The 25,211-nt window shown below is 43.8% G+C and carries 26 protein-coding genes; 23 read left to right on the top strand and 3 right to left on the bottom strand.

The features are described from left to right. The first annotated feature begins 11 nt into the window (after positions 1-11). The 6 genes from J0K78_RS04675 to J0K78_RS04650 all read left to right on the top strand — a co-directional run bounded on the left by J0K78_RS04675 (position 12) and on the right by J0K78_RS04650 (position 8,423). Positions 12-767: a polysaccharide deacetylase family protein gene (locus J0K78_RS04675; protein ID WP_206945619.1), complete on the top strand. Its 756-nt coding sequence runs from the start codon at positions 12-14 to the stop codon at positions 765-767. Between the two features lie 204 nt (positions 768-971). Further along, positions 972-2,237: an ammonium transporter gene (locus J0K78_RS04670; RefSeq protein ID WP_206945618.1), complete on the top strand. Its 1,266-nt coding sequence runs from the start codon at positions 972-974 to the stop codon at positions 2,235-2,237. Positions 2,238-2,263: 26 nt separating this feature from the next. Continuing rightward, complete coding sequence (locus tag J0K78_RS04665; protein ID WP_206945617.1) at positions 2,264-3,229, top strand: DUF294 nucleotidyltransferase-like domain-containing protein; 966 nt, start codon at positions 2,264-2,266, stop codon at positions 3,227-3,229. Beyond that, a complete protein-coding gene (locus J0K78_RS04660; protein ID WP_206945616.1) occupies positions 3,226-3,948 on the top strand; it encodes an exonuclease domain-containing protein in 723 nt (240 codons plus the stop codon). The genes J0K78_RS04665 and J0K78_RS04660 overlap by 4 nt, the downstream gene beginning before the upstream one ends. A gap of 209 nt (positions 3,949-4,157) precedes the next feature. Continuing rightward, positions 4,158-5,162, top strand: a complete 1,005-nt coding sequence (locus J0K78_RS04655; RefSeq protein WP_206945615.1) for a LacI family DNA-binding transcriptional regulator — start codon at positions 4,158-4,160, stop codon at positions 5,160-5,162. A gap of 183 nt (positions 5,163-5,345) precedes the next feature. Further along, positions 5,346-8,423, top strand: coding sequence for a hypothetical protein (locus J0K78_RS04650; RefSeq protein WP_206945614.1), 3,078 nt, complete (start codon positions 5,346-5,348; stop codon positions 8,421-8,423). A 33-nt stretch (positions 8,424-8,456) separates the two neighbouring features. Here the strand turns inward: J0K78_RS04650 and J0K78_RS04645 are convergent, their stop codons facing one another. Continuing rightward, complete coding sequence (locus tag J0K78_RS04645; protein WP_167356029.1) at positions 8,457-8,594, bottom strand: hypothetical protein; 138 nt, start codon at positions 8,592-8,594, stop codon at positions 8,457-8,459. A gap of 124 nt (positions 8,595-8,718) precedes the next feature. Between J0K78_RS04645 and J0K78_RS04640 the strand changes: the two genes are divergently transcribed. The 4 genes from J0K78_RS04640 (at position 8,719) to J0K78_RS04625 (ending at position 10,502) form a co-directional block, all read left to right on the top strand. Further along, positions 8,719-8,913 (top strand): hypothetical protein, encoded by a 195-nt coding sequence (locus J0K78_RS04640; RefSeq protein ID WP_206945613.1) that lies wholly within the window; start codon positions 8,719-8,721, stop codon positions 8,911-8,913. Between the two features lie 225 nt (positions 8,914-9,138). Beyond that, entirely contained in the window at positions 9,139-9,615 is a 477-nt protein-coding gene (locus tag J0K78_RS04635; protein ID WP_206945612.1) for an HIT family protein, read from the top strand. Next, positions 9,608-10,066, top strand: coding sequence for a hypothetical protein (locus J0K78_RS04630; protein ID WP_206945611.1), 459 nt, complete (start codon positions 9,608-9,610; stop codon positions 10,064-10,066). Before J0K78_RS04635 ends, J0K78_RS04630 begins: the two co-directional genes overlap by 8 nt. Positions 10,067-10,328: 262 nt before the next feature. Next, a complete protein-coding gene (locus J0K78_RS04625) occupies positions 10,329-10,502 on the top strand; it encodes a hypothetical protein (protein ID WP_206945610.1) in 174 nt (57 codons plus the stop codon). A gap of 57 nt (positions 10,503-10,559) precedes the next feature. Here J0K78_RS04625 and J0K78_RS04620 read toward each other — a convergent pair whose 3' ends face one another. Further along, entirely contained in the window at positions 10,560-11,558 is a 999-nt protein-coding gene (locus tag J0K78_RS04620; protein ID WP_206945609.1) for an LLM class flavin-dependent oxidoreductase, read from the bottom strand. 158 nt (positions 11,559-11,716) lie between these two features. On the opposite strand from J0K78_RS04620, the gene J0K78_RS04615 reads away from it, so the two are divergent. The 5 genes from J0K78_RS04615 (at position 11,717) to J0K78_RS04595 (ending at position 15,095) form a co-directional block, all read left to right on the top strand. Further along, positions 11,717-12,199, top strand: a complete 483-nt coding sequence (locus J0K78_RS04615) for a hypothetical protein (RefSeq protein WP_206945608.1) — start codon at positions 11,717-11,719, stop codon at positions 12,197-12,199. 172 nt (positions 12,200-12,371) lie between these two features. Then, complete coding sequence (locus J0K78_RS04610) at positions 12,372-13,064, top strand: DUF1538 domain-containing protein (protein WP_206945607.1); 693 nt, start codon at positions 12,372-12,374, stop codon at positions 13,062-13,064. Continuing rightward, positions 13,061-13,831, top strand: a complete 771-nt coding sequence (locus J0K78_RS04605; RefSeq protein WP_206945606.1) for a DUF1538 domain-containing protein — start codon at positions 13,061-13,063, stop codon at positions 13,829-13,831. The genes J0K78_RS04610 and J0K78_RS04605 overlap by 4 nt, the downstream gene beginning before the upstream one ends. After that, positions 13,785-14,513: a P-II family nitrogen regulator gene (locus tag J0K78_RS04600; protein ID WP_206945605.1), complete on the top strand. Its 729-nt coding sequence runs from the start codon at positions 13,785-13,787 to the stop codon at positions 14,511-14,513. Before J0K78_RS04605 ends, J0K78_RS04600 begins: the two co-directional genes overlap by 47 nt. 186 nt (positions 14,514-14,699) lie before the next feature. After that, positions 14,700-15,095: a hypothetical protein gene (locus tag J0K78_RS04595; RefSeq protein WP_206945604.1), complete on the top strand. Its 396-nt coding sequence runs from the start codon at positions 14,700-14,702 to the stop codon at positions 15,093-15,095. 37 nt (positions 15,096-15,132) lie between these two features. Here the strand turns inward: J0K78_RS04595 and J0K78_RS04590 are convergent, their stop codons facing one another. Further along, positions 15,133-15,318: a hypothetical protein gene (locus J0K78_RS04590; protein ID WP_206945603.1), complete on the bottom strand. Its 186-nt coding sequence runs from the start codon at positions 15,316-15,318 to the stop codon at positions 15,133-15,135. Between the two features lie 319 nt (positions 15,319-15,637). On the opposite strand from J0K78_RS04590, the gene J0K78_RS04585 reads away from it, so the two are divergent. The 8 genes from J0K78_RS04585 (at position 15,638) to J0K78_RS04550 (ending at position 25,203) form a co-directional block, all read left to right on the top strand. Then, positions 15,638-16,924, top strand: a complete 1,287-nt coding sequence (locus J0K78_RS04585) for an ABC transporter substrate-binding protein (protein WP_206945602.1) — start codon at positions 15,638-15,640, stop codon at positions 16,922-16,924. A 111-nt stretch (positions 16,925-17,035) separates the two neighbouring features. Then, positions 17,036-17,944, top strand: a complete 909-nt coding sequence (locus J0K78_RS04580; RefSeq protein WP_206945914.1) for a carbohydrate ABC transporter permease — start codon at positions 17,036-17,038, stop codon at positions 17,942-17,944. After that, positions 17,941-18,774, top strand: coding sequence for a carbohydrate ABC transporter permease (locus J0K78_RS04575; protein WP_206945601.1), 834 nt, complete (start codon positions 17,941-17,943; stop codon positions 18,772-18,774). The genes J0K78_RS04580 and J0K78_RS04575 overlap by 4 nt, the downstream gene beginning before the upstream one ends. 81 nt (positions 18,775-18,855) lie before the next feature. Beyond that, complete coding sequence (locus tag J0K78_RS04570; protein WP_160915704.1) at positions 18,856-19,869, top strand: LacI family DNA-binding transcriptional regulator; 1,014 nt, start codon at positions 18,856-18,858, stop codon at positions 19,867-19,869. Between the two features lie 30 nt (positions 19,870-19,899). Next, a complete protein-coding gene (locus tag J0K78_RS04565) occupies positions 19,900-21,246 on the top strand; it encodes a GH1 family beta-glucosidase (RefSeq protein WP_206945600.1) in 1,347 nt (448 codons plus the stop codon). 216 nt (positions 21,247-21,462) lie between these two features. Continuing rightward, entirely contained in the window at positions 21,463-24,426 is a 2,964-nt protein-coding gene (locus J0K78_RS04560; protein WP_242517693.1) for a carbohydrate binding domain-containing protein, read from the top strand. A gap of 116 nt (positions 24,427-24,542) precedes the next feature. Next, entirely contained in the window at positions 24,543-24,785 is a 243-nt protein-coding gene (locus J0K78_RS04555) for a hypothetical protein (RefSeq protein ID WP_242517692.1), read from the top strand. Positions 24,786-24,882: 97 nt separating this feature from the next. Further along, a complete protein-coding gene (locus tag J0K78_RS04550; RefSeq protein WP_206945599.1) occupies positions 24,883-25,203 on the top strand; it encodes a hypothetical protein in 321 nt (106 codons plus the stop codon). Positions 25,204-25,211: the final 8 nt, after the last annotated feature.

The following is a 25,211-nucleotide window of genomic DNA, read 5'->3' as shown; positions in this document are numbered from 1 at the left end:
GGGGGCTTCCCTTGAAAAAAATCATCCTGTATCTTTCACTTTTTCTCATTGTTTTTCACTTGAGTGTTGTAAGCGTTTACGCAAAAAACCATACCAGAAATTATTATGAACAGCAGGGGACGGCGATTTGGGATGTTCCGATTTCATCAAAGTATATCGCCATTACTTTTGATGATGGTCCAAGTTCTGAGTACACGCCTGAAATTCTGAATATTTTACGGGAGTACAACGCAAAAGCCACCTTTTTTGTAGTTGGATCAAGAGCTCAGGAGAATCCCTCGATCATCAAGTCGATGGTGAAAAGTGGTCACGAGCTTGCTAACCACAGCTTTCATCACCCTGACTTTACAGGGATCACTAAAGAAGAGCTGATTCATGAAATGGACAATACAGCAGAAGTTCTTGAGAGTTTGACAGGAGCTCCTCCGAGGTTGTTTCGTCCACCAGGAGGTGTGTATAACGACATTATTGTCAATACAGCCAATGAGGAAGGGTATATGGTTGTTATGTGGTCCTGGCATCAAGATACGAGAGACTGGAAAAGGCCTGGTGTCCACAATATCGTAAAAACCGTATTAAACAACACGAGGAATGGAGACATTGTTCTTTTTCATGATTTTGGTGGCGATCGTTCGCAGACGATTGAAGCATTAAAGCAGATTCTCCCTAAATTGAAAAAGGAAGGGTATCAATTCGTAACTGTCTCAGAATTACTTCAAAAACATTCCAAATACAATCTCCTCCATGGAGTCAACGGAGTAGAATGATCCCTTGATCTAAAAGATGGGGATCTTTTTTGTTTTTTTTAATAAAAAACACGATGGGGCTACCTTTCAAGGCAACTTAAGAAAATTCCATTCATACCCTATGTTAAGAAACCTGACATTTATAGTTGTGTAAATATTGCGACTTTGATACAATGCTTAATAACATAAAATGTTATAAAATCTAACATAAGGGGAGTTAAGAGAATGGATGCAACTTTTTTAATGAACAATCTTTGGATCATCGTCTGTACGATCCTCGTTTTATTGATGCAGGGAGGATTTATACTACTGGAAGCCGGGTCGACACGAATGAAAAACGCGGGTCATATTGCAGGGAAGACGGTTTTTACTATAGGTATCGTTTCTGTGGTATTCTGGGCATTAGGATATGGCCTGATTTATGGTGAGGGAAATGGATTTATTGGCTTCTCTAATTTCTTTTACGGTGATGCAACGACGATGGGAGAAGGTCTTGCGGGATCCACAGACTTTTTATTCCAGCTGGCGTTTGCAGCCATTGCGATGACGATTGCTTTCGGTGGATTTGCTGAAAGAGCAAAACTTGTCGCCTACGTAATTTTCGCTATTTTATTTTCTATTCTCGTTTATCCGGTGATTGCTCACTGGATTTGGGGCGGCGGCTGGTTAGGTGAACACGGGAAGCAGGATTTCGCCGGTTCAACGGTTGTCCACTTGACAGGTGCTATGGCAGCTTTAGCGGCAACGATTATTTTGAAACCCCGAATCGGGAAATACAACAAAGATGGTTCTTCCAATGAAATTGCCGGCCATAACCAAGTGTTTACAGCATTAGGTGTCCTCCTCTTGTGGGTCGGCTGGTTCGGATTTAATGCAGGAAGTACATTCGGCGTAGCAGATGCATTCTTTGGTTATGTCGCTCTTAACACCCAATTGGCAGCAGGTGCTGGAGCCATCGGTGCGATGCTGATGGTTTGGGCCGTCACAGGAAAAGCAGATGTACCGACAACCCTGAATGGTGCTCTTGCCGGTCTTGTAGCAATTACAGCTTCGTGTGCTTTCGTTGAACCTTGGGCAGCGGTATTAATTGGATTGATCGGTGGAGGAATCGTATTCTTCAGCATGCGTTTCTTTGATAAAAGGAAAATTGATGACCCGATCTTCGCTCTCTCTGTTCATGGTGTCGTCGGTGTATGGGGAACGCTTTCGAACGGTCTGTTTGCAACACCAGAGCTTGCTTCTGTAGGTCGCCCCGGCCTGTTTTACGGTGGTGGATTCGAGCAACTTTGGGTACAGACGCTCGGAGTTGTAAGTAGTGGGTTGTATGCGTTTCTCGTTTCTTTCATCATTCTGAAAATCATGGATAAGGCGATGGGTGGACTTCGTGTATCTGAAGAGGAAGAAATCATGGGGCTCGATTTAAGTGAGCACGGCGGTTATGGTTATCCAGAGAATTTAACGCCTCCTCAAAAGACGAAATCAGGAGCATAAAGACGTAATGAAAAAGGATGGAATGGATGTTTAAGACATATGAAGAAATCAGAGAATGGCGGGAAGAGATGATTGAATCTGTAAGCGGTGATCATTTGCAGTTGAATGCTTTTCACGACCAATTGATTCATCATACTTTCCATCTGGCAAAAGAAAAGGTTGAACGTGAGCAGGGGCCTCCTCCTGCTCCTTTTGCATTTTTTTTGATGGGAAGTGCCGGAAGATATGAGCAGTCGTTATGGAGTGATCAGGATCACGGAATTATTTTTGATGGGGATGAGAAGCACCAGGACTATTATTTATTGCTGGGGAAAGAAATCAGAGAAGGGATGGCTGTCGTCGGCTATGAGAGGTGCGAGGGGAACGTGATGGCTTCCAATCCATTGTGGTGTCAATCCATGGAATTGTTCACGGTGCAGATTACAGAGTGGTTGAAAGAGGCTGAGTGGCAGGCACTGCGCCATTTCCTTATTTTCTTTGACTCTAGAGTGTTGGTGGGGGAACGAGATCTGCTGTTTCAAGTCAAAAAGGCATCTTTTGCGGTGATCGATGAAGAACCGGCGCTTTTGACTAGGTTGCTGGATAATGTCAATTACGTAAAAAAGGGTGTAGGAGTTTTCGGGCAGCTGCTACCGGATTACAGTGGTGAGAAAAAGGGGCATTTCAATCTGAAACAGACGGTCTATTTTCCTTACATTAATGCTTTAAGAATTCTTTCGCTTTTTCATCATGTTACTAGTTCTTCAACATTATCAAGATTTGAAGCGCTGCGTTCTCTTTATCCCACACTTTCTGACTATGAGAATGATTTCCGGCAATTCCTGCAGCAAAGATTGAAACTGAAAAAAGATGCGGGGGATTATCAACATGTCCACGTGATCAAAGTAGAACAGTTATTGAAAGAGGAAAAACAGCAATTGAAAAAGCAGGTCAAACGGGCTCAAAAACTCCATCAAATGGCGAAAACCATTATTAAAGAGGGTCAAAGATGAACCCTTTTGTACAGTTTGTTAAAGATTTGTCCGGTAAAATCGGCGGTGGATTTTCTTCATTGAATCAGAATGATCCGTCGAATATGGCTTATTTAAGGAACCTTGAGAGAGAGATGAAGAACGCAAACACTCTCGACCTTCCTTTTGATGATTTGAGTATTACGGTTTTCGATTTGGAAACGACCGGCTTTTATCCTTACAATGGTGATCAGATTTTGTCTATAGGGGCCGTGAAAGTTAAGGGGGATCAAATAATCGACAGCCAAACGTTTTACTCTCTGGTCGGAACTGATGCTGCGCCATCTAAGGAGATTGAAGAGTTGACGGGGATTACAAGCAGCATGATCGAAGACGCCCCACCACTTCGCGACGCTTTGAAGAGTTTCTATCAGTATGTGAAAGCGGATTTGCTTGTCGCTCATCATGCGAATCATGAAAAGCAATTCATGAATCATGCGACATGGATCGCTTTGAGAAAAAGGTTTCAGCATAGAATTGTCGACACAGCCTTTTTAACAAAGGTTCTTCCTAACCAGCAAGGGCTGACGACGTTAGATGAATGTTGTGAGCATTATGGGATTGATATAAAAAAACGACACCATGCGCTTTATGATAGTTTGGCAACCGCTGAATTATGGGTGGCTTGTATCAAACAATTAAAGGAAGAAGGATATACCAACTTGAATGAGATCTACACACGAATTGCTACAATGGAATGAGGAGACTGTTCCAAAAGGGACGTATGCATTTTGGTAGTCGAAACCAGTGGTACATCTGTGGTTAGCCATGTGTTGCACCGATGGTATTCATAGGATAGAAGAGAAGCGGAGCCCCTCTGGAGCTTCGTTTTCCTTTTTAGAAAAAGGAGAAACGGATACGGAAGTAGAATGACTACGATAGGGAAGCAGAAGGGAAAAGAGGAATGAAGATGAACGCAACTATAAAAGATGTAGCTAAGCAGGCGAACGTCTCCATCGCGACCGTTTCAAGAATCCTGAATCAGTCCTCCAAAGGCTACTCAGAGGAAACACGTCAGCAAGTGATGAAGGCTGTGGATGAACTAGGGTATCGACCAAACGCGCTTGCAAGAGGATTGATTAATAAGAAGACACAAACCATCGGAGTATTATTCCCGGAAATATCAGGGATGGTCACTTCCGAACTCCTGCATGGGATTGAAGAAGTGGCTCATCATCTTGGGCAGAGTGTGATTGTCTGCAACACGGCATCTCAAGGTGAAAAGACGTTGAAGTACCTCAACCTCCTTGATGAAAAGCGTGTGGAAGGAATGATATTCGCAAGCGAAGTCCTGACCGATGAGTACTACGAAGCTTTAAAGAAAATGAATGTTCCTACAGTGCTTGTTTCGACAAAGTCTGCGAAGTATTCTCTTCCTTACGTAAAAGTAGATGATCATGATGCTTCTTATGCAGCAACTTCCTATTTAATAAGAAAAGGGCATAAAGATATCGGGATGATCAGCGGTATGGAAGAGGATCCTATTGCGGGAAGCCCCCGTATCAGAGGGTTCAAAGCAGCTCTTGAAGATCATGGTCTTCGGAGTGATGCCGTAATTGATGCGCGTGGGTTTTCTTTTGAACATGGCAAAGTAGCTTTTCCTGAACTTATGCTTGAGCACCCGCTCTTGACAGCTCTTTTCGCAGCGAGTGATGAAATGGCGGTGGGGGCCCTTTCGTCCGCTTATGAGTGGAAACTTCGAGTCCCGGATGATCTTTCTATTATTGGTTATGACAATAGTAAAATAGCTGAAATGTCCATCCCTCCACTCACGACCATCGCCCAGCCGCTTAGAGAAATGGGAGAAAAAGCTGTGGAAATGTTGTCCGGAATGATGAAGTCAGGGACGAACCCTCAGAGCATCATCATGCCCCATCAAATAATCGAGCGACATACCGTTCGCGACCTTACTTAGGTCGCGGTTTTATTTTGGTGAGGTTAAACGTTTACTCGAAAACAGAACTTGCTAGGATCTTCTGATACAGTACTATTGTTTTAATTTTCAGAATTTAGTAGACAAGGTTTTTGTAACCGCTTACAATAAGTTTAGAGTAAACGTTTTCCTTGATTTCCAAAATTATAATAAAGGAGAATCCTCATGGCCAAATCCAAACAAGTGAAGAAGGGTCAATCTAACCTGCGCGTACCTGTTGCCGTTTTGTCAGCCATTGCTGTTTCGACATTCCTTACCACCTCCGTTTCTGCTCAGGATAGTTCATTTACTAGACAAGGTGCAGGCCCGATGTATTTTTCTACCTATGAACATCAGCATGATAAAAATACATACATGCCGGAAGACAGATTCAAAGCGAATATCGACTGGATGGCGGAAAACTTTAAATCCTATGGATACGACATGATTGCTACTGATGGATGGATTGAAGGCGCAACATTACTGAATAAGAATGGGTATGTCGTTTCTCATAACGATAACTGGATGTCCCGACCGTTGAATATGGAAACAGGAGAATTCGAAAACAAGGGATTGCTGCTTAACGGTGACTTTGAGCTTGGGAATGCAGAAGGATGGACCATTGAGACAGAGGCTTTTTCCGGGGTGGACGCGAATGATGCTTATGACGGACAAAAATTATATGTCTATCATCCAGATCCTTTTACAGCAAGAGTTTCACAGACAGTAGAAGGATTAGAAAATGGAAGTTACACAGTAGAGGCCCGGGTGAAGTTTCCTAATGATACGGACAATTATACCAATGGGACGAGCCGAGCTTTCATGAAGCTGAACGGTTTTAATGGGGACATGGAGAACGTATTACGTTTGGATGAAGGTTTGACCAATGAATACGATGAGCCCCGTTATGGTCTATTTACAATGGACGCAGATGTCGTGGACGGAAAGCTCACCATCGCCTTCGACATTGATGCATCCGGTGAGCACAGTTCGTTTCAGCTTGATGATGTGAAACTCTATAAATCAGGACAGAAAGACGAAGAAAGCTCTTTTCAATATCCTGCAGAAAAATATCCGAATGGCCATACGTGGAAGTTTTGGGGAGATTACATTAAACAGCGGGGCATGGACTTCGGCATTTATTATAACCCTTTGTGGGTGAGTCCGGAAGTCGTGGGAAATCCGGATCAATACATTGTCAAAGGCACGGAAAATAATCCGGACGGGCCTACCTATGTCGCTGAATTGATCGACCAGGGAGATCCGGATGACCCGACAGATGGGGACCGGTTCAATGGAGGACAGGGGAATGCGCGCGCGTTGTACTGGGTGAATGTAGAGCATCCAGATGCGGAGAAATATATCAAAGGATATATCGATTTCTTCAAGGAGCAGGGAGCGGACTTTCTGCGCGTCGATTTCCTCTCCTGGTATGAGGATGGAACAGACCCGAATATCGGTCGTGTTGGTAAAGCTCATGGAAGAGAACATTATGAAACCCAGTTAAAGTGGATGTCAGAAGCGGCGAAGGAAAATGAAATGTTCTTAAGCCTTGTCATGCCGCATTTGTACAATCATGGAGAACTTGAGCTTCAATATGGGGATATGATCCGCATCAATGAAGACTCATTCGGGGGTGGCTGGGATCATATTAGTGCCCGAAGACAGACATGGCAGGAAGGATGGTCTCAGTGGGCCAATTCTTTCCAGGGTTTTACCGGTTTTTCGGACATCAGCGGTCGATCCAGCATGATTTTGGATGGTGACTTTCTTAAGTTGAATACCTTCATCGGGGACCATTCAGAGCATGAAAAGAAGTCGACCCTCTCCCTCTATACCATGGCAGGATCACCGATCGCCATCGCAGACCAATTTGATACGATTGGTGACAACTATGAGTTTTACCAAAACTCGGAGTTGATTGAATTCAACAGACGAGGGTTCGCAGGCAAACCCATTTATTATACGGGAGATCATTATAGTCAAGATGGAAGCCGGGATAGTGAGAGGTGGGTCGGGCAGTTTCCGGACGGTTCATGGGCTGTCGCCTTGTTTAACAGAAGTGATGAAACACGTTCATATCAATTCGACTTTTATAAAGAAATAGGAGTGGAACGGGGGTTCGTCCGTGATGTCTGGAAACAGAAAGATTTAGGTATGCAGTCGGGTCATGCGGTGACGCTTGAACCACACGATAGTGTCGTTCTGAAAGTGACGCCTGAGAATACGGAGAAGGTATTTCAAGCAGAAACAGCCTCTTATTCGAAAGGAATCGTATTTTCGAAGGCGGAGGACAGTCATGAAGGGTTCGGTTATTTACAGGATGTAGGTCCGAACGATGAGCAGGTCACCTATGCGATCGATGCCAATGAAACCGGAGATTACATGATAGATTTGAAATATTTTGCCACTGGAGAGACAGAGGCCTTCGTTCAAGTGAGAAACGAAGAGGAGGGAAGTATGATCGATCGTGAATCGGTCATGCTCTCTCAAGCAGACGGGCATTGGGCGGACCAAACCGTGAAGATCAAATTAAATAAGGGGACGAATATCGTTCAAGTAGGGGCAGAGCAAGGGAACTTCAGTCTGGATTCTGTTTCCATCAGGAAAGCTGTTCCTCACAATGGGGTTGAAAAGCTGGATCTCTCTCAATGGACCAGAGGCAACATATCGAACACGCACCTGGAAGATGATCAAATGGTCTTCAAAGGGAACGAGGCCTATGTCTCAGAATCATGGCACTATCAAGCTGTGGAGAAAGGCTTTTATACGGTGAGCGCGGATGTGGATATTGAAGGGGACGCAGAAGGGATATGGTATGTCCGAGATGGGGAAAAGGTTCACAAGCGGACATTTAATCCGAATACAAAAAAAGTCACCATTCAAAATGTCGTTTCAAAAGGAGACAATGTTTTGAAAATAGGAGCTTCAATTGACGGGGCAGAGGGAAGTACTGTCCGCCTTTCAAACGTCAGATTGGAGAAAAGTGATAACCATAATGAACATTTTCGCATTCTGAAAAGGAACAAGGTGAAGCTCGAAGTGGAAAAAGAGGAAAAAACGGAAGGGATATCCTTACTGCATTTGGAAGATGTGGACACACCAAGAAAAATACATGCGGCTGACGGAAAATACGAACCTGTCGCAAAAGAAAGTGATTTGTGGAACACACCGGCGGCTTATTATTATGATAAAGAAAATAGACAACTGTGGGTAAACGTTCCGGAAGATGAAACGGAAAAAATTCAAATAAAGCTCGAATAAAAAAATCCAGAGGAAGATTCCTCTGGATTTTTTTCATTCGTTCGCTCCAGGTCCCTGCTTCGGTCGATTCTTGTTGGTGCGGTGTCCGACTTCTTCTTCAATCGGCAGACTTTCTTTCGGAGTTTTATTGTTCGTTTTCGCTGCGTTCATCTGTGACGTTCTTTTTCCCATCAACATCTACCTCCTCTTATGTACATAGTTTGTATATAATGAATAGAGGTGAAACGAGGAAATTTTTTCATCTGTGAAACCTTCCATCAGAAGTAACCGTAGGATAGATAGGGAGGAACCGCAAATGAGACAATGGTTGAAAAGTAAGCAGGAAGTGTTGAAACGACGAAGACAAAACACGGAAAGATCAAGTGTTTTTGACGTACTGTTTGAGCTGGTGCTCTGGTTACCTGAACTGATCATTCTCCCAATTCGAATGGTTATTTGGTTAATAAAAGGGATTGGAAGGCTAATCGGTCTTATTTCCGACCTCACTTAATAGAGCACTGTTAAAGATTGGTGGTCCATATCAGTGATTAAAGAGTATGACAGGATCTTTGTAGTATCCGGTTTAAGGCTTTTATGGAGTGGATAGGACCTGACGAGCATAGCTAAAGTCCATACGCCGCTGATCGAGGGGCCTGCGCACTTAAGATAGGAGTTTGGCCAATGTGATTAACGTGATTGATCATATAAACAGAAAAAATGAAAAAGGGGGAAGAGTATGCGTACAATTACATTAGCGAATGGAAATACGGTGGAAGTGGACTGTCTTAGTTGCGCTTTGACAAGCGGTAAAGTGGAACCGGAAGGTGGAGTCATTGCAGAAACAGAGCATTTCCATGCACACCAGGATGTCGCTTATCCGATTAGAGGGTTAGTTATTGTAGCTTCCAAAAGGCATATTAAGGGCCTTGATGAATTGACAGAAGAGGAACAACACGATTATATCACGTTCATCACGAAGATCAGAAAGGCACAAAGAGAAGTGTTAGGAATTGAGCATGTCTATTACTTTTACAACGAAGACACGACCCACCATTTTCATTTATGGATGGTGCCCCGATACGACTGGATGTATGAATTTGGACGTTCGGTGGAATCGGTCCGTCCTGTTTTGCTTCATGCGAGGAATAACGGCGGGGATCATGCAAAAGTGTTGGAAGGCATTCGCTTGTTAACGAAGGTGCTGAATGAGTAGGGTCATTTTCCTATTCTTTTGTGGTCTTCTTTTTTTAAACATACCGGCTCAAGCGTCCAGCCCATTTGTCATAAGCGAAGAGGGGGCAGCCGGTTATTATTATCAAGTTACCAAAAATGAGGATACATACACATGGTTGATTGAAGGGGATAACAGAATATTGACCATCATAGAAACAGAAGGAAATGAAAAAGACTTAGAGTCCTTCCGATTTGGTGTGGAAAATGTGCACAGCCATTTGTCTACCCTCTGGATGACGGGAGTATTTCTTGTCATAACCACCACTCTAACCTTTTATTTATTCAAAAAACAAAGGCATATGGTTAAGGAGTCGTTACCTGTCATCCTCCCTGCATTGTGTATTCCTATTTACATCTTGGTTTCGGCTTCCATCGAATTGAATCATGCATGGCATAAAACGGAGACATACTTTCAATTGCTTTTGACTTAGGAGGATGTCGGTATGTACAGGATCTCAATGGTGTTCTTGGCTTTTGTGATCTGTTTTGGGATCAGTGCAAGCCTGAATGTGTTATTGAAGACAACGAAAAAAAGAGATTGGGTGATATCAGCCCTGTTGAGTACCGCGTTAGCCTTGTTTATAGGCGGGTTTTTGGGAGGTTGAGGTAGATTTGGAATGGAGAATTGGGGATGGATCACGTCTGTGAAACTTAACGATCCTGCGATTTATTATTGGGGGGCTTGTATTAATTTTGAGCGGTTATGGTTTATGGACAGAGCATTTCCGGCTCCTGCCTATCATGCTGTTGATGTTAGGTTTTTTGTTGTTTGTTACAGGGATGGGTGAAATCGAAAAGGGCAATGGAGCTTATGCGATTCTTCCTTTCCTGACAGATACAGGGGTCTTTGTCTTTTTTTATACATAAAGGAAAGTCCCTCTGAAGAACAGAAGGACTTTTGTGCCAGGATGAAAGCTTTCGCAATCATTCATTTATTATTTCAGAAATGATCTCATAGGAGCGCAGACGTGCGTCGTGGTCGTAAATTTGTGAAATGACCATCATTTCATCAGCTTCGGTTTCCGCCTGGAAATTCTTCAATTGTTCTCTCACCGTCTCTTTACTTCCGATAATGGAAGCACCAAGTTGCTGTCTTAAGGCAGCTTTTTCCTGGGCTGTCCATACTTCGTCCATGTCATCAACCGGGGGCTGGAGCAAATGATTCGTATTTCGTACGAGATTCAGGAATTGTTGCTGCAGGGAAGTTGCCAACCTTTCTGCTTCTTCATCTGTATCTGCAGCGATCACATTGACGCCTACCATGACGTAGGGTTCATCAAGAGTTTTCGAAGGCTGGAAACTGGAACGGTACAAATTTAAAGCACCGCGTGTATTGTTCGGTGAAAAATGACTGGCAAAAGAGAAAGGCAGTCCAAGCTGTCCGGCAAGTTGTGCGCTGAAACCACTAGAACCGAGCAGCCAAACCGGAATGTCGAGTCCCTCTCCAGGAATCGCCCGGATATGGTGATCTCCGGCGAAATAGCCTCTTAACTCATCTAGCATCGCAGGAAACTCATTAGGATCAGAATCCAAATTTCTTCTTAGAGCCCGGGCTGTCATTCCGTCTGTTCCTGGAGCACGTCCGAGACCTAAATCCACACGTCCGGGAAACAGAGTTTCCAGTGTGCCGAATTGTTCTGCGACGACAAGCGGCGCGTGATTCGGAAGCATTACTCCGCCTGAGCCAACCCGGATGGAGTCCGTATTGTGCAGCACATGACTGATGGCAACAGAAGTTGCGGAACTTGCGATAAATAGCATGTTATGGTGTTCGGCCATCCAGTATCTTGTGAATCCCCATTTTTCAACATGTTGGGCAAGGTCAACCGTGTTTCGGAAAGAATCCGCCGGCGTCCCGCCTTCAATCACCGGGGCAAGGTCGAGGACCGAGAATTTCGTATTTGCTAATCCTTTTACAGACATAGGATAACCTCTTTTCTATTTCACTTATAATATATGGGCAAGAATGCCCCTTTCCTTCTTTAACAACATTTATCATATCAGCTGTATTTCGTGTCTCAAAATAATTTGTTTGCAACTTATTCCATATTCAGACGACTATTGTGAAAAGGAGGGAAACGATGAGGCTGTTGGTTATGCTCTGTTGTTTACTTTTCCCATATTTCTATTTATCAACAACGGCTTCTGCCACATCATGGGCCTATCCTTTTGTCGTCTATGATGGTTTCATTTATGTTGTTGAAGAAGAATCGGCAGAAGTGAAAGTGGAAGAGAGGATCGGCGAAGTGACCGCTTATTCGGATATGCAACAGTATGAAGGGAATTTCTCCAATGTTTTTGAAAAAGGGACGGACTATTATAAATTAGCCGGCCATCCCACAACAGAAATGATTGCTGTTGAGGAACGAAAGGGTGTTTATAGAATAGCAGAGAGGGAATCTGCTTACACTTACCGAAGTGAAAAGAAGGAAGCATCAGGTTCTTTCCTGGACAAAGGAGAGCCTGTGGAACAGGAGGATCTCGCACTCGGAACATATCTATTTGTGTGCTTCCTGATCTTCGTCGCTGGAACGATTTATCTGTTTCAACGGAAAGGGACGTGAGTGTGATGTCATTGTCCGTGTGCCTAATGGTGAACGGTTACCGATGTGAAAAGGTAAGTCGCTGATCTTTATCATGATTGCATGTTTTTAATGATATAATGAGTACAGAAAAACTTTTTAGAAACGGAACATCCATAGACAAGCTCCTCAACTTTTTCCTAGGAGGCTTTAGATGGACAATATTAAAGAGACGTTTCTTGAAGTCGTCCTCTCCATTCTCCCCATCACGATTGTCATCACTATCCTTCAATTCACTTTAGTCTGGCTCCCGTTGGACATGTTCTTACAATTCATCATCGGCGCAGGGATGGTCGGAGCCGGCTTGGTGTTGTTTTTGCTCGGGGTCAATATTGGGTTGTTGCCTATAGGGGAAATGATCGGTTCAGCCTTGTCTAAAACAAAAAGAGTCTGGCTGATCATTTTTTTCGGATTTCTGCTAGGTCTTGTCGTGACCATAGCAGAACCTGATGTCCGTGTACTTTCCTCTCAGGTAGATCAGGTCTCTGGTGGACAGATTCCGATGGACATTCTTATCCTTTCCGTAGCGATCGGGGTAGGAGTGTTTGTCGCTCTTGCCATGTTTCGAATCATCTTCAGTATCAACATGGTTTACTTACTTGCAGGAGGGTATGGCCTCGTCTTTCTCCTGGCGGCCTTTACACCAAGTGTTTTCGTCCCGATATCCTTTGATGCAGGTGGAGTCACCACGGGGCCTTTGACCGTACCATTCATTCTTTCACTCGGGGTCGGTGTGGCTTCGGTTATGCGTGGCAAAACTTCATCGGGTGATGGATTTGGACTTGTCGCTTTGGCATCGATCGGCCCGATTTTATCGGTTCTCCTTTTAGGGGTGATTTATGGGTGAACATTAAAATTTTCGATGGTTTCTGGCACGTCCTGTTTGATGTCGCTACAGCACTCATTCCACTATTCTTCTTATTTCTTCTCTTTCAACTTGTCTTTCTAAAACTTCCATGGAAAAAATTACAGGACATCCTTGTTGGTTTCTTTTTGACTTATGCAGGTCTGTCCTTGTTTTTGCAAGGGGTTCATATCGGTTTTATGCCCGTTGGAAGCATGATGGGAGAGAAACTTGGAACGATAGAACACACGTGGCTGCTTGTACCCATCGGTTTTGTTCTCGGCTTTGTGGCCATTTATGCAGAGCCTGCGGTCAGCGTGTTGACCCATCAGGTTGAAAAAGTCTCTGGAGGTTATATCCCTCATAAATTATTGCTCTATACCCTTTCATTCGGTGTCGGCATTTCCATCGCTCTATCCATGGTGCGTATTTTAATCGGAATCCCTATTTGGTATTTTGTGGTCCCTGGTTACCTGTTCGCTTTGATCATCGTTCGGTTTTCCAATAAAACGTTCACATCGGTCGCTTTTGATTCTGGTGGAGTAGCCACAGGTCCGATGACCGCCACTTTTATTCTGAGTCTATTCGTAGGCATCGCTTCTGTCACCGAAGGTCGCGATCCGCTCTTAGATGGGTTTGGAATGGTTGCTCTCGTAGCCTTGGCACCCATTATTTCAGTTCTTACACTAGGTGTGATCTACAGGAGAAAGGAGCAGGAACAGTATGACAAAGAAAACATACGGACAAAAGCTCATAGTAACGATCGTTAAAAAAGAAAAAGCCAAAAAAGTCGTACATGCCTCGACTCTTGCAGGTGCTCAGGGAGGGACGACTCTTTTTGGGAAAGGTTTCAGAATGGATGAAAAGAAGCGTTTTCTTGGCATACCTGTAGAAAGGGAGCGGGAAGTCATTTTAACTCTTGTCTCTCATTCTATTTATGATTCGGTCATGGATGCCATCATCCATGCAGCAAAACTGAACCGTCCGAGGCAGGGCATAGGATTTGTCATCGACACGAAAAATATTAGCGGCATCAATCATATGATTGGACTAGGACTTGAATCAGAACAAAATGCAAGTGAGGATGTGATGCAGGTGGAGAAGCAGAAACTTTCCTATGATCTCATTGTGACAATCGTCAATAAAGGAGATGCAGAAAAAGTCGTGGATGCATCTAAAGAAGCAGGAGCAGAGGGCGGTACCATCATCACAGGACGTGGAACAGGTATACATGAAAAGGCGAAGCTCTTTAATATATTAATCGAACCTGAAAAAGAAGTTGTGCTGACATTAATCGTGAAGGAAAAGTGTGATGGAGTCCTGCATGCGATTGAACGAGGAGCAAGACTCGATGAGCCGGGCAGAGGGATTGCTTTTGTGCTGGATGTCGAAAGGACGGTTGGGATCAATCATCTATTGAATCAACAGTGGAATGAAGAAATGAAAGAATGAAAGCAGCCCGCCCGGATGTCAAAGATCAAAGAATTCTTCCATATCTTTTTATTGTGGGCGTTAAAAAGGTCCCAGGAAACTTTTGTGACTTTTCAACATCCTCACAAAATAAACGTCACTTGGAAGGTAAGCCTTTTTCTTAATAGAAGGATTGATAGAGTTCGTTCCATAAAGGGGAGAGAGAACTTGAGGAAGTTTCTCGTTTGTATGTTTGGTGTGTTTGTCCTTCTTACCGGTTGCAGCTCAGAAAAAGATGAGCTGATGGATGAGATAGTGTCAGGGGTTGAAGGTCGTTATAGTGTGCTGGCATTTAATAGTGAAAAGGATTCTTTGGAAGCCTTCCAAAGCGAAATCAACCAAATGTTCAGCGATCCGGAAGTCTGGGAGAGCAGACTCTATTCTTTCAACGTTCTAAAGGAAGTACCGGAGGAACCTTATGATTATAAAAAACTTTTGAACATTGAGGAGCTGCCACAATTTATCGTATTAGATACCGAAGAGATTGTTTTCAGAACCCCCCATATTGAGGATTTGGAAAGGTTTCTGCTGGGTGAAGATCCATATTCCTCTCATGAGCATTGAAAAACGGAAGCTGAAGAGCTTCCGTTTTTTGTGCTTTTTAAAAAGGTTTCGTATGTTTAGGGTCGGCTGATTTTTTGGCAGCTCCCTGGTCATAATATATTTCTTCATAAGCTTTTTTGTCTTCATTGGCCATATTGACATGAGGCTGAGCTTTTCTTTTTCGGGCGAAGTAGAGGGAGAGAGCGATCAATACGATCGGAATTAATAGCAAGAGCCATAACATATTTCTTTCCTCCTCGATGTTTTTGGCTTATAGTACTCTATTCCCTTTTCATCCGCTTTCATGCTGTTATGACAAGAAATGCGTCTAAGGAACTGTTCCATGTAATAAACGAAATAAATCCTTCATATGAAATATAAGGAAACCGGTTTACTAAAAAACTAGGTTTAATTGTGAAAAAATTTAAAAAAACCATTGAAAACGGATACATTTGTCGATATAATCAAGCTAACCTACTAAATCAATTGATTTTTTTTAAACATTAACGAAACCGGTTTCGTTAGTGTAGGGGGAAGAGAAATTAGACAGGAATACGAAAGGAATGGTGAAAGTGAAAAAGAATTTATTCGTCGTTATGTTGTTAGTCTTATCGATGTTCCTTTATGCGTGTAGCAGTGGCGAGGAAGACTCGGCTTCAGGTGATGGTGAAGGCAAAGTCACCCTTGATTTCTGGGTTTTCGGTGCTACCAACTATGAAGATTTAGCGAAAGAATATGAAAAAGAGAATCCAAATGTCAAAATCAATATCAAAAACTCTGAGCTTGGCGATCACCACGATAGCTTGTTCACATCGATTTCAGCTGGAACAGGGGCTCCGGATTTGACGATGATCGAAGTCGATCAGTTGGACCGTTACCGCGAAGCGCAGGATCGCTTTGTTAACTTATACGACTTAGGTGCGGATGAGATCCAGGATCAATACTTAGATTGGAAATGGAAGATGGCTGAAAATGGAGAAGGAGATTTCTTGTTCGGCTTACCGACAGACATAGGTCCGAAAGCGATGTACTTCCACACAGAAGTATTTGAAGAAGCTGGACTACCGACAGATCCTGATAAAGTCAGTGAAATGATTTCCACTCCTGAACAATTTGCAGATGCAGCGACCACCGTTTTGGATAAAACAGGAAAACCAATGGTCGACAGTATGGAAATGGCATTCCGTGCAAACATGGATGCACTTGAAGTCAGCTACTTCAACCGTGATGGTGAACTATTGATCGGTGAAGCAGATAACGGAGTAAAAGAAGCGTATGACTATGCGGTTGAACTACATGATAAAGGTGTCGTAGGTTCATTCGAAATGTGGACACCGGAGTGGGCGAATGCCTTGAACCAAGGTGGATTTGCTGTAGAAATGGCACCGGCCTGGTTGAAAGGTTACATGACTGAAAACGCACCAGAAGGCGCAGGTAAATGGAGAGTTACGACACTTCCAACAGACTTCGCCGGAAACTGGGGAGGTTCTTATGTAGCGATTCCTTCTGAAACGAAACATAGTGAAGAAGCTTACAAATTCGCTAAATGGATGCTTTCTCCTGAGAACCAATTAGAATCCTTCGTAGAAAGTGGATTGTTCCCATCTGCTCCAGAAGTTTATGAAATGGAAGAATTCGTGAACAACTCTGATGAGTATTTCGGTGGACAGAACACAGCTGCTTACTTCGCAGAAGCGGCAAAAGATATTCCTGAAGTCTACAAAGGACCGAAATATGTAACCGTGAACAATGAAGTATTGACGGCTCTAAGAAACGTACAGGAAGGTGCAGACCCTGAAAAAGAATGGGAAGCAGCTGTCGAACGTATTGAAGGTTTAGTGAGTCGCTAAAGGTTTTAAGGGCTGGATGGCTTCCATCCGGCCCTCCTACATAAAGGAGGGAATAGAGTGGAGAACGTACAAAAACGTCAGCATGCCTCAAAAGTGAAATCCACTACCCAAATGTCTGAAAAGAAAAAAGATATGCTGTCTGGATATTTATATATTGCACCCTTTTTCATCATTTTTGGAATCATCGGTCTCTATCCAGCTATTTTCAGTATCGTATTGGCCTTTCAGGATTGGAATGGTCTCGGGGAGATGGACTTTGTTGGATTGAGGAATTTTGTGGTCGTCCTTCAGGATCCATTGTTTTGGAAATCTCTTTATAACACTGTCATCATCGGTTTAATGGGAACAGCTCCACAATTGATCGTAGGAATTATTTTGGCCTACTTCCTGAACATGGCCGTCATCCGTTTCACGAACTTTTTCCGTGTGACAATCTTTATGCCGTACATCACTTCCATGGTAGCCGTGGCTTTAGTGTTCGGTGTGTTTTTCAGTAGTAGTGAGACAGCTCTGGCTAACTATGTGATCGGTCTATTCGGAGTAGATCCTGTCAGCTGGAAAACGTCCGAGTGGGGAGCGAAAATCGCGATTTCCTTGATGGTTTTCTGGCGATGGGTCGGCTATAACACCATCATCTATCTAGCAGGTTTGCAAAGTATCCCGAAAGACTTGTATGAAGCAGCAACCATCGACGGTGCCGGCAAGGTTCAGCAGTTCTTTCATATTACCATTCCGATGCTGAAACCATTCATCATCCTGACGGTTTTCATGTCTACCGTAGGTGCCTTGCAATTGTTCGCGGAACCAGCGGTATTCCTGGGGTCTTCTGCTTTCAACCGTGATGAAGCCATGACGGTCGTTATGTATCTATATCGTGATGCCTTCAACTTAGGTTCATTCGGTACAGCATCAGCAACAGCTGTATTGTTACTCATTATCATTGTCGGTGCAGCAGCCTTGAATACGTGGTTGACTTCTGGTGTCGGTCGTAAGCAGAAAAGGAGGGCGTTTAAGAAATGAGAAAATCTAAAGGTTTGAAAAAAGGGACGCTTCCCGTTTACATCGTCTTATGGATCGCCTCCATCTTATCCATTTTTCCGTTCTATTGGATGTTCGTCATGGCGACCAGGCCGAGTGCCGCTTACAACTCCATTCCACCGACACTCCTGCCGGGTGACCAACTAGTCCAAAACTTCATGAAAGTCCTGGATACGATTCCATTCTTTCAGGCCATGTGGAATACGATCCTTTTATGTACCACGGTCACCATCGCGGTATTATTGATCAGTTCTCTGGCCGGGTTCGCCTTTGCAAAATTCGAGTTCCCAGGAAAAAACTTTTTCTTCATCCTGATTCTATTGACTATGGTTATCCCTCCTCAGTTGGGATTGATTCCACAGTTCTATCTGGTTTCTCAATTAGGATGGTTGGATACGTTGCTTGGGGCAGGCGTGCTGTTCTTACTGAATCCATTGGGCATCTTCTTAATGCGCCAATACATCAGCGAGTCTGTACCTGATGAGTTGATGGAAGCGGCGAAACTGGATGGTTGCTCGAACTTCAGAATTTTCCGTAGCATTGTTCTTCCGATCATCAAGCCGGCGTTTGCAACATTAGGAATCATCGTATTCACGCTTGTATGGGGAGAATTTTTATGGCAGTTTACCGTATTGCGTGACCCAGCATCCTATACATTGCAAGTAGCGCTTGCTTCATTGAACAACGCGTTCCGTGTTGACTTCGGCATGCTGCTTTCAGGTGTCTTCTGGGCAACCGTTCCATTGATCATCATTTTCCTGATTTTCAATCGCTGGTTCATTTCAAGTATTACAGAAGGGTCGATCAAGTAAATCTTATGCCAACCTCTATGAATTGTTGATACAATAGATGGTAATCACAGAGCGGCTAGCTTTTTAAGGAGAGAACAAGATATGGATTTAACAATACGTGACATAGCAAAAATGGCAGGTGTTTCTCCAGCCACTGTTTCTAAAATCATCAACAATTATGGAGGCATCAGTGAATCGACGCGGAAGAAAGTCTATAAAATTATCGAAGATACAAAATATCAACCTACATTTTCAGCCAAGTCTCTGGCTACGAAAAAATCGAATCTGATCGGTTTGATTTATGCCGGTAAGATTAATGTCGATTTTACCCACCCCTTTTTCAATGAAGTCGTCAATTCATTTAAAAGAGCCGTAGGGGCATTAGGGTATGACTTGCTGCTCTTCTCAAATGAGAAATTTTATAAAGGGGAAAGCAAGTACCTGGAAAGGTGTAAGCATTTCCATGTCGATGGATGCCTGGTCATCGCTGGTGATGAAATTGAAGAGGCCGTTCATGACATTGCGAAAAGTGAGATTCCCTGCATTGGGATTGACTTGAAGCTCGAGGGTCCGAGGTCCAGCTACATTATGACAGACAACGCAAAAATCGGTGCGAAAGTCGTGGAGTATCTTTATTTGAACAAAGTCCGCAAGATCGCGTACATCGGAGGGAAGCAGGATTCCCTCGTGTCAAGTATCCGGAACATCGGCTTTATTGATGCCATGAACCAATTCGGACTTCCAATCCATAAAGACTGGATCTATTACGGCGACTTTTTCGAAGAAAGTGGATATGAAGGAATGAAGGAAATTCTGAAAGGAGACCAGCTTCCGGACGCGGTGTTCGCAGCTTCCGATATGATGGCCCTAGGCGCATTGAAAGCCATCAAGGAAGAAGGATTGTCGGTTCCCGAAGATATCCAATTGGTCGGTTGCGATGATATCGAGGCCTGCCGTTACAGTGATCCACCACTGACGACTGTAAAGCAAGATAAACAAAAACTAGGAAAACTAGCGGCGTACATGCTGGAAGATTTGATCAAGGATGATCACGACATCCAGGATGTCAAAGTGGACCCGGAGCTGGTACCACGTGCATCTACGAAAGAACGCTAGACTCCTAAAGATTAACTGGAGGTAAAGGCAATGACAACGATTCAATTTCCTGACAAATTAAAATGGGGAGCAGCGACAGCTTCCTACCAGATTGAAGGAGCCGCAAAGGAAGGAGGACGCACACCATCCATTTGGGATGTGTTCTCCCATACCCCCGGCAATGTGAAGAACGGCGATCATGGCGATCACGCCTGCAACAGCTACCATATGTATAAAGAAGATGTCCAGCACTTGAAGGATCTAGGTGTCGACATGTATCGCTTTTCAATTTCATGGTCCCGTGTCATTCCTGAAGGGACAGGAGAACTGAACCCGGAAGGTGTCGAGTATTATCGAAACCTGATTCAGGAACTGATTGATAACGGAATTGAGCCGATGATTACACTTTATCACTGGGATCTTCCTCAAGTACTTCAGGAAAAAGGTGGCTGGGAAAACCGTGAAACGACTGAGGCATTCCTGGCTTATGCAAACGCGATGTTCCAGGAGTTCGGCGGTCAGGTGAAAAAGTGGCTGACGATCAACGAACCTTGGTGTGCATCCTTCTTATCAAACTATGAAGGTGTCCACGCTCCAGGAAAAACGAGTTTGCAAGCGGCTGTTGATGTTTCCCATCACTTGTTGCTCGCTCACGGGAAAGCGGTCCAATCGTTCCGCACGCTCGTTCCGGATGGAGAAATCGGATATGCCCCCAACATGGGTTGGCTTGAGCCATACAGCCCGAAACAAGATGATGTAGATGCGTGTAAACGCGGGATGATGTGGCAGAAGGAATGGTTTATGGATCCCGTGTTCAAAGGTACATATCCAGAAACTCTGGTGAATTTGTTTGCTGAGCACAATGCAAACTTGAACATGGAAGAGGGCGACCTTGAAATCATCTCCCAGCCAATCGATATGATGGGGATTAATTATTATTCAGGAAGTCTTGGCCGCTACAAGGAAGACGGCGGATTGTTCCAAGTCGAAGAAATCGCACTCGATGAACGCCGCACAGATATCGGCTGGCCGATTTATGGGGAAGGCTTTTACAAGACCCTTACAGATCTTCATCAGACATACGGGGATGTCCCTATTTACATCACGGAAAATGGCGCCTGCTATAACCATGAGGTAGCAGAAGATGGAAAAGTACACGACAAAGAACGTGTGGATTACCTTAAACAACACCTGACTGCTCTAAACCGCGCAATAGAAGCTGGCGTACCAATCGTCGGGTATATCGTGTGGTCACTTCTTGATAATTTCGAATGGGCAGAAGGTTATGAGAAAAGATTCGGAATCATTCATGTGAATTTCGAGACGTTCGAACGCACAAGAAAAGATAGTTACTATTGGTACAAGAACACGGTGGAAAATCACAGCTTTGAAAGATAAAATTTTTTGATCGATATGGAAACCGGTTTCGTAATCAACAGTTTAATAAGGAGGGAGTATTCCCTCCTTCCATTACTGGATGAAATCAGCCGCTACACTCTCCAACCGACAGTCTCGAAATTGGAACCTATCGTTGAATGATTAAGGTGTTCAGTCAAGAAAATCATCATAGAGGATAATCACACCTAGTTTTTAAATATCAAAGGAGGAGACAGATTGAAGAAAACCTTTTATTGTTTTATGGTGCTGTTTATCGTTTTAGGAAGTTTCACGTCTGTGCAGGCTGAAAAGTCAGACAGCAAAAAGGCTACTGGACAAGGATGGTATGAAACGGGACTGTTCGATGGATTAAACAACAAGAAAAATGAAAACGCCTCCATGAGTTATGAAGAGTATTCTGTTGTATTAAGTCATTGGTTTGGTGTGGATGAGGAAGAAGCTGTTCAAAAAACAAAAGAAGCAGCTGGCTCCGATATCAACCTTCGTTCTGCCATAAAGCAGGAGGAAGCGAAGAACGTTTTAACTGAATTTCTTCCTTATCAACTGGAAGAAAAACTGGGTGACTGGAACGATTCCAGTAAGCCGGTGAAACGTAAAGACGTCTTTCAATTAGTGAGTGGATTCGTAGATGCTTACTATCATGAAGAAGGAGAATACACAGGTCAGGACATCAAAGGCAATGGATGGATCAATGCCTCCGGTGTAACGATCTCAGATTCTACTTTCGGTGGTGATTTGATCATTGCCAACGGTGAGAATATCCTTCTGGAAAATGTAACCGTTTCCGGTACGGTTTATATTAACGAAAAGATTCAAAATGAAGTGTCTACAGTGGATACTGACTTGAACAAAGTTATCGTATACGATGCTGCAGACCAGGCTTCGGATTGGTCGCTAGTGTGGAACGATGAATTTTTAGCAAAAGAAATCGATTCAGACAAGTGGACGTATGACATCGGTAACTGGATTGTTGATGAAAATGGAGAGGGTGTCGCTGCTGGATGGGGTAACAATGAGAAAGAATATTATACCGATTCCAGTGAAAACTCCTATACCGAAGATGGCCACTTAGTCATCAAAGCGAAGAAGGAAGAAGAACCGGTTACAGATGAGTTTGGAAGCTATGATTATACATCTGCTAAACTGAAAACCAAAGGTCTCTTCAGTAAGAAGTACGGAAAATTCGAAGCGAAAATGAAACTTCCTGAAGGTCAAGGTTTCTGGCCGGCATTTTGGATGATGCCGGAGGATGATGTGTATGGACCGTGGCCGACTTCCGGAGAAATCGACATTATGGAAGCCGCTGGGGGCGACACGAGTAACATCGGAGGAACGATTCACTATGGTGAAGAATGGCCGAATAATACGTACACAGGTAAAGAGTATCACTTCCCTGAAGGAGAAGACTTTACCGACTATCATACGTATTCCGTCGAATGGGAACCAGGAGAGATTCGCTGGTACGTAGATGGAGAACTTTACCAAACCTTGAATGATTGGTTCAGTAAAGGGACAAATCAAGGGGAACAGTATGCGTACCCTGCACCATTTGATCAGGAATTCTACATGATCCTGAACCTTGCCGTCGGTGGATGGTACGGCGGTGATCCAGATGAAACGACAGAATTCCCAGGCAAAATGGAAGTCGACTATGTGCGAGTGTATGAATTGACAGGAAGAGATTACAGAGAACCGGTCGAACCTGTCGTGGAGGAGGAGACACTGCCGGAAGATGCCAAGCAGCCATTAGAAGATGGGAACTTCATTTATGATCAGAATTACGAAAAAGAGATAACTGTGGTAGATTCCCCAGAAAAAACGCTCGATCCAACTTATTGGAATTTCCTTAAGCTTCCTGATTTCCAAGGGCAAGGAAATCTGACCATTGAAGATGTAGATGGAGAAAATTTTGCGAAAACGGAAATTATAAATCCGGGAAATGCGCTGTGGTCTTTGCAGCAAATTCAAAAGCTTCCGGTTCTAAAAGGACACACGTACAAGGTGTCGTTTGATGCAAAATCCAATACGACCCGGAACATCATGACAAAAGTATCCGGTGGAGCCGAAAGAGGTTATGCGAATTACTCTGGTGAAAAAACGGTGGAATTGACCGAGAACCTTCAGTCTTATGACTACACATTTACGTTCAAACAGGATACAGATTTAGCCGCGCGTCTGGAATTCAATCTGGGTGGTAATGGTATAGCACCTGTATGGATTGGCAATGTGCGTGTGGAGGATATTACCGATCAAGTCGGAGAGGACACTTCGAAGCCGGCTCTCGGTGATGGCAATCTCATTTATAACGGTACTTTCGACCAGGGGGATATGACGCGTCTCAACTATTGGGAACTGTCCTCGCAAAATGGTGCGGATGCGAGTGTCGTTGTACCGGAGTCGACGCGAAAAGCTGAAATTACCGTTCAAGATTCCGGACAACAAACCGAAGACATCCTATTTACTCAAGGCGGCATTCCGCTTGCTGAGAATCAAGAATACGAATTGACCTTCGATGCGAAGGCATCAGAAGCAAGAAGCCTTCAACTAGAAGTGGTCAGTGAAGATGGTTCTGTCCAATACTTCAGTGAAGAAGCGGTTTCTTTGACGAAAGAAATGTCGAGTCATACGTTGGAATTCCAACTGCCTCAGGAGTTATCTGGTGAAGTCGGCCAGCTGAGATTTCTTTTAGGGGGAGAAGACGGGGATGTAACGTTAGATAACGTTCGTATGATTCAAACGTCAGTAACCGTTGCTCCGATCAATTTCCAAAATGGTGATTTTTCACAAGGAATGGAATCGTGGTCCAATTATATTCACTTTGATGCGAGTGCGAATATTGACGTTGTGGATGAAGAACTCAAAGTAGCGATTGAAAATGCGGGCAATGAAACATGGAGTGTTTTAGCCGAGCAGCCTGGTCTTGTTCTTAGCAAAGGGGGGACCTACACCTTATCTTTTGATGCTAGATCAACCATAGCTAGAGAAATCGAGGTGACGATCGAGAACGCGGCTTATACACGCTTCCTCAGTCAAAAGGTCTCTTTAACTGAAGACATGGAGCGTTATGAGTTTGAGTTTGAGATGGGTAAAGATGATGTCGCATCTTTGAAATTCTTAATGGGACAATTTGCAGATTCCCATGATATCTATATCGATAATGTAAATTTGGAAGCTAAATAATGGGGTAGACACGCTCTTTCTATAAGAGCGTGTCTATTTTTTTATAAAAAAATTGCCCAGACCAACACATTCCGCTTTACATAGGCTAATGAGAGGTAAAGGAAGGGGCGATCGGTTTGGATCGAGTCTATCATCATGGTCACGGCACCTATATCCCTGGGTATGGGTACCATCATGGCCACGGCACGTACATTCCCGGTTACGGATATCACCATGGTCAAGGGACATATTCTCCAGGTTACGGCTATGAACACGGGCACAGCACCTACTCGCCCGGCTATGGATATCATCAAGGACATGGGAGTTACAACCCGTGGTACGGAGGTTATCACCATAGTCATGGTGGCTTTCACTACTAAATGTATAGGAAAAAGGAACTTTCCATGCCGGGGAGTTCCTTTTTTATGAGCGCATGCATAAGATGCTTGTACATAGACTTTTGTGGAGGTCGATCTTATGAAGAAGATGTATCCTTTCTTAATCCTTTTAGGAATTTTTGCTTTGATCGGTTATATGGAGTCTCCCCGAATGAAACCAGAGGAGCCCTCCCATTATCCGATCAGTACGGAAGAAAGTGAAACAGAAGCTGTGGCACAGGGGGAACATGGTACCACTATGAATCTGGAGTTGGAACTCGTCTATGAGGGGACGAAGGTGGTGGATGGAACGAAAGTGGAAGCTTATCGAGAGTACGAAGTTTACAAAGATCGAGATGGAAAGGTCGTCAATAGAATACCAACTACGCACTATAATTATTTAAAATACGAGAATCAATGATAACACCT

The sequence above is a fragment of the Halobacillus sp. GSS1 genome, assembly GCF_017307035.1.
Taxonomy (GTDB): Bacteria; Bacillota; Bacilli; order Bacillales; family Halobacillaceae; genus Halobacillus; species Halobacillus litoralis.
This window is presented reverse-complemented; position numbering and strand designations above follow the sequence as displayed.

Coding starts and splice junctions, on each gene's coding strand:
- J0K78_RS04585 (WP_206945602.1), top strand. CDS start 15,638: ATGGTGAAAGTGAAAAAGAATTTATTCGTCGTTATGTTGTTAGTCTTA.
- J0K78_RS04655 (WP_206945615.1), top strand. CDS start 4,158: ATGAACGCAACTATAAAAGATGTAGCTAAGCAGGCGAACGTCTCCATC.
- J0K78_RS04640 (WP_206945613.1), top strand. CDS start 8,719: ATGAGACAATGGTTGAAAAGTAAGCAGGAAGTGTTGAAACGACGAAGA.
- J0K78_RS04665 (WP_206945617.1), top strand. CDS start 2,264: ATGTTTAAGACATATGAAGAAATCAGAGAATGGCGGGAAGAGATGATT.
- J0K78_RS04590 (WP_206945603.1), bottom strand. CDS start 15,318: ATGTTATGGCTCTTGCTATTAATTCCGATCGTATTGATCGCTCTCTCC.
- J0K78_RS04580 (WP_206945914.1), top strand. CDS start 17,036: ATGTCTGAAAAGAAAAAAGATATGCTGTCTGGATATTTATATATTGCA.
- J0K78_RS04630 (WP_206945611.1), top strand. CDS start 9,608: ATGAGTAGGGTCATTTTCCTATTCTTTTGTGGTCTTCTTTTTTTAAAC.
- J0K78_RS04550 (WP_206945599.1), top strand. CDS start 24,883: ATGAAGAAGATGTATCCTTTCTTAATCCTTTTAGGAATTTTTGCTTTG.
- J0K78_RS04645 (WP_167356029.1), bottom strand. CDS start 8,594: ATGGGAAAAAGAACGTCACAGATGAACGCAGCGAAAACGAACAATAAA.
- J0K78_RS04615 (WP_206945608.1), top strand. CDS start 11,717: ATGAGGCTGTTGGTTATGCTCTGTTGTTTACTTTTCCCATATTTCTAT.
- J0K78_RS04650 (WP_206945614.1), top strand. CDS start 5,346: ATGGCCAAATCCAAACAAGTGAAGAAGGGTCAATCTAACCTGCGCGTA.
- J0K78_RS04600 (WP_206945605.1), top strand. CDS start 13,785: ATGACAAAGAAAACATACGGACAAAAGCTCATAGTAACGATCGTTAAA.
- J0K78_RS04620 (WP_206945609.1), bottom strand. CDS start 11,558: ATGTCTGTAAAAGGATTAGCAAATACGAAATTCTCGGTCCTCGACCTT.
- J0K78_RS04610 (WP_206945607.1), top strand. CDS start 12,372: ATGGACAATATTAAAGAGACGTTTCTTGAAGTCGTCCTCTCCATTCTC.
- J0K78_RS04670 (WP_206945618.1), top strand. CDS start 972: ATGGATGCAACTTTTTTAATGAACAATCTTTGGATCATCGTCTGTACG.
- J0K78_RS04660 (WP_206945616.1), top strand. CDS start 3,226: ATGAACCCTTTTGTACAGTTTGTTAAAGATTTGTCCGGTAAAATCGGC.
- J0K78_RS04575 (WP_206945601.1), top strand. CDS start 17,941: ATGAGAAAATCTAAAGGTTTGAAAAAAGGGACGCTTCCCGTTTACATC.
- J0K78_RS04635 (WP_206945612.1), top strand. CDS start 9,139: ATGCGTACAATTACATTAGCGAATGGAAATACGGTGGAAGTGGACTGT.
- J0K78_RS04570 (WP_160915704.1), top strand. CDS start 18,856: ATGGATTTAACAATACGTGACATAGCAAAAATGGCAGGTGTTTCTCCA.
- J0K78_RS04565 (WP_206945600.1), top strand. CDS start 19,900: ATGACAACGATTCAATTTCCTGACAAATTAAAATGGGGAGCAGCGACA.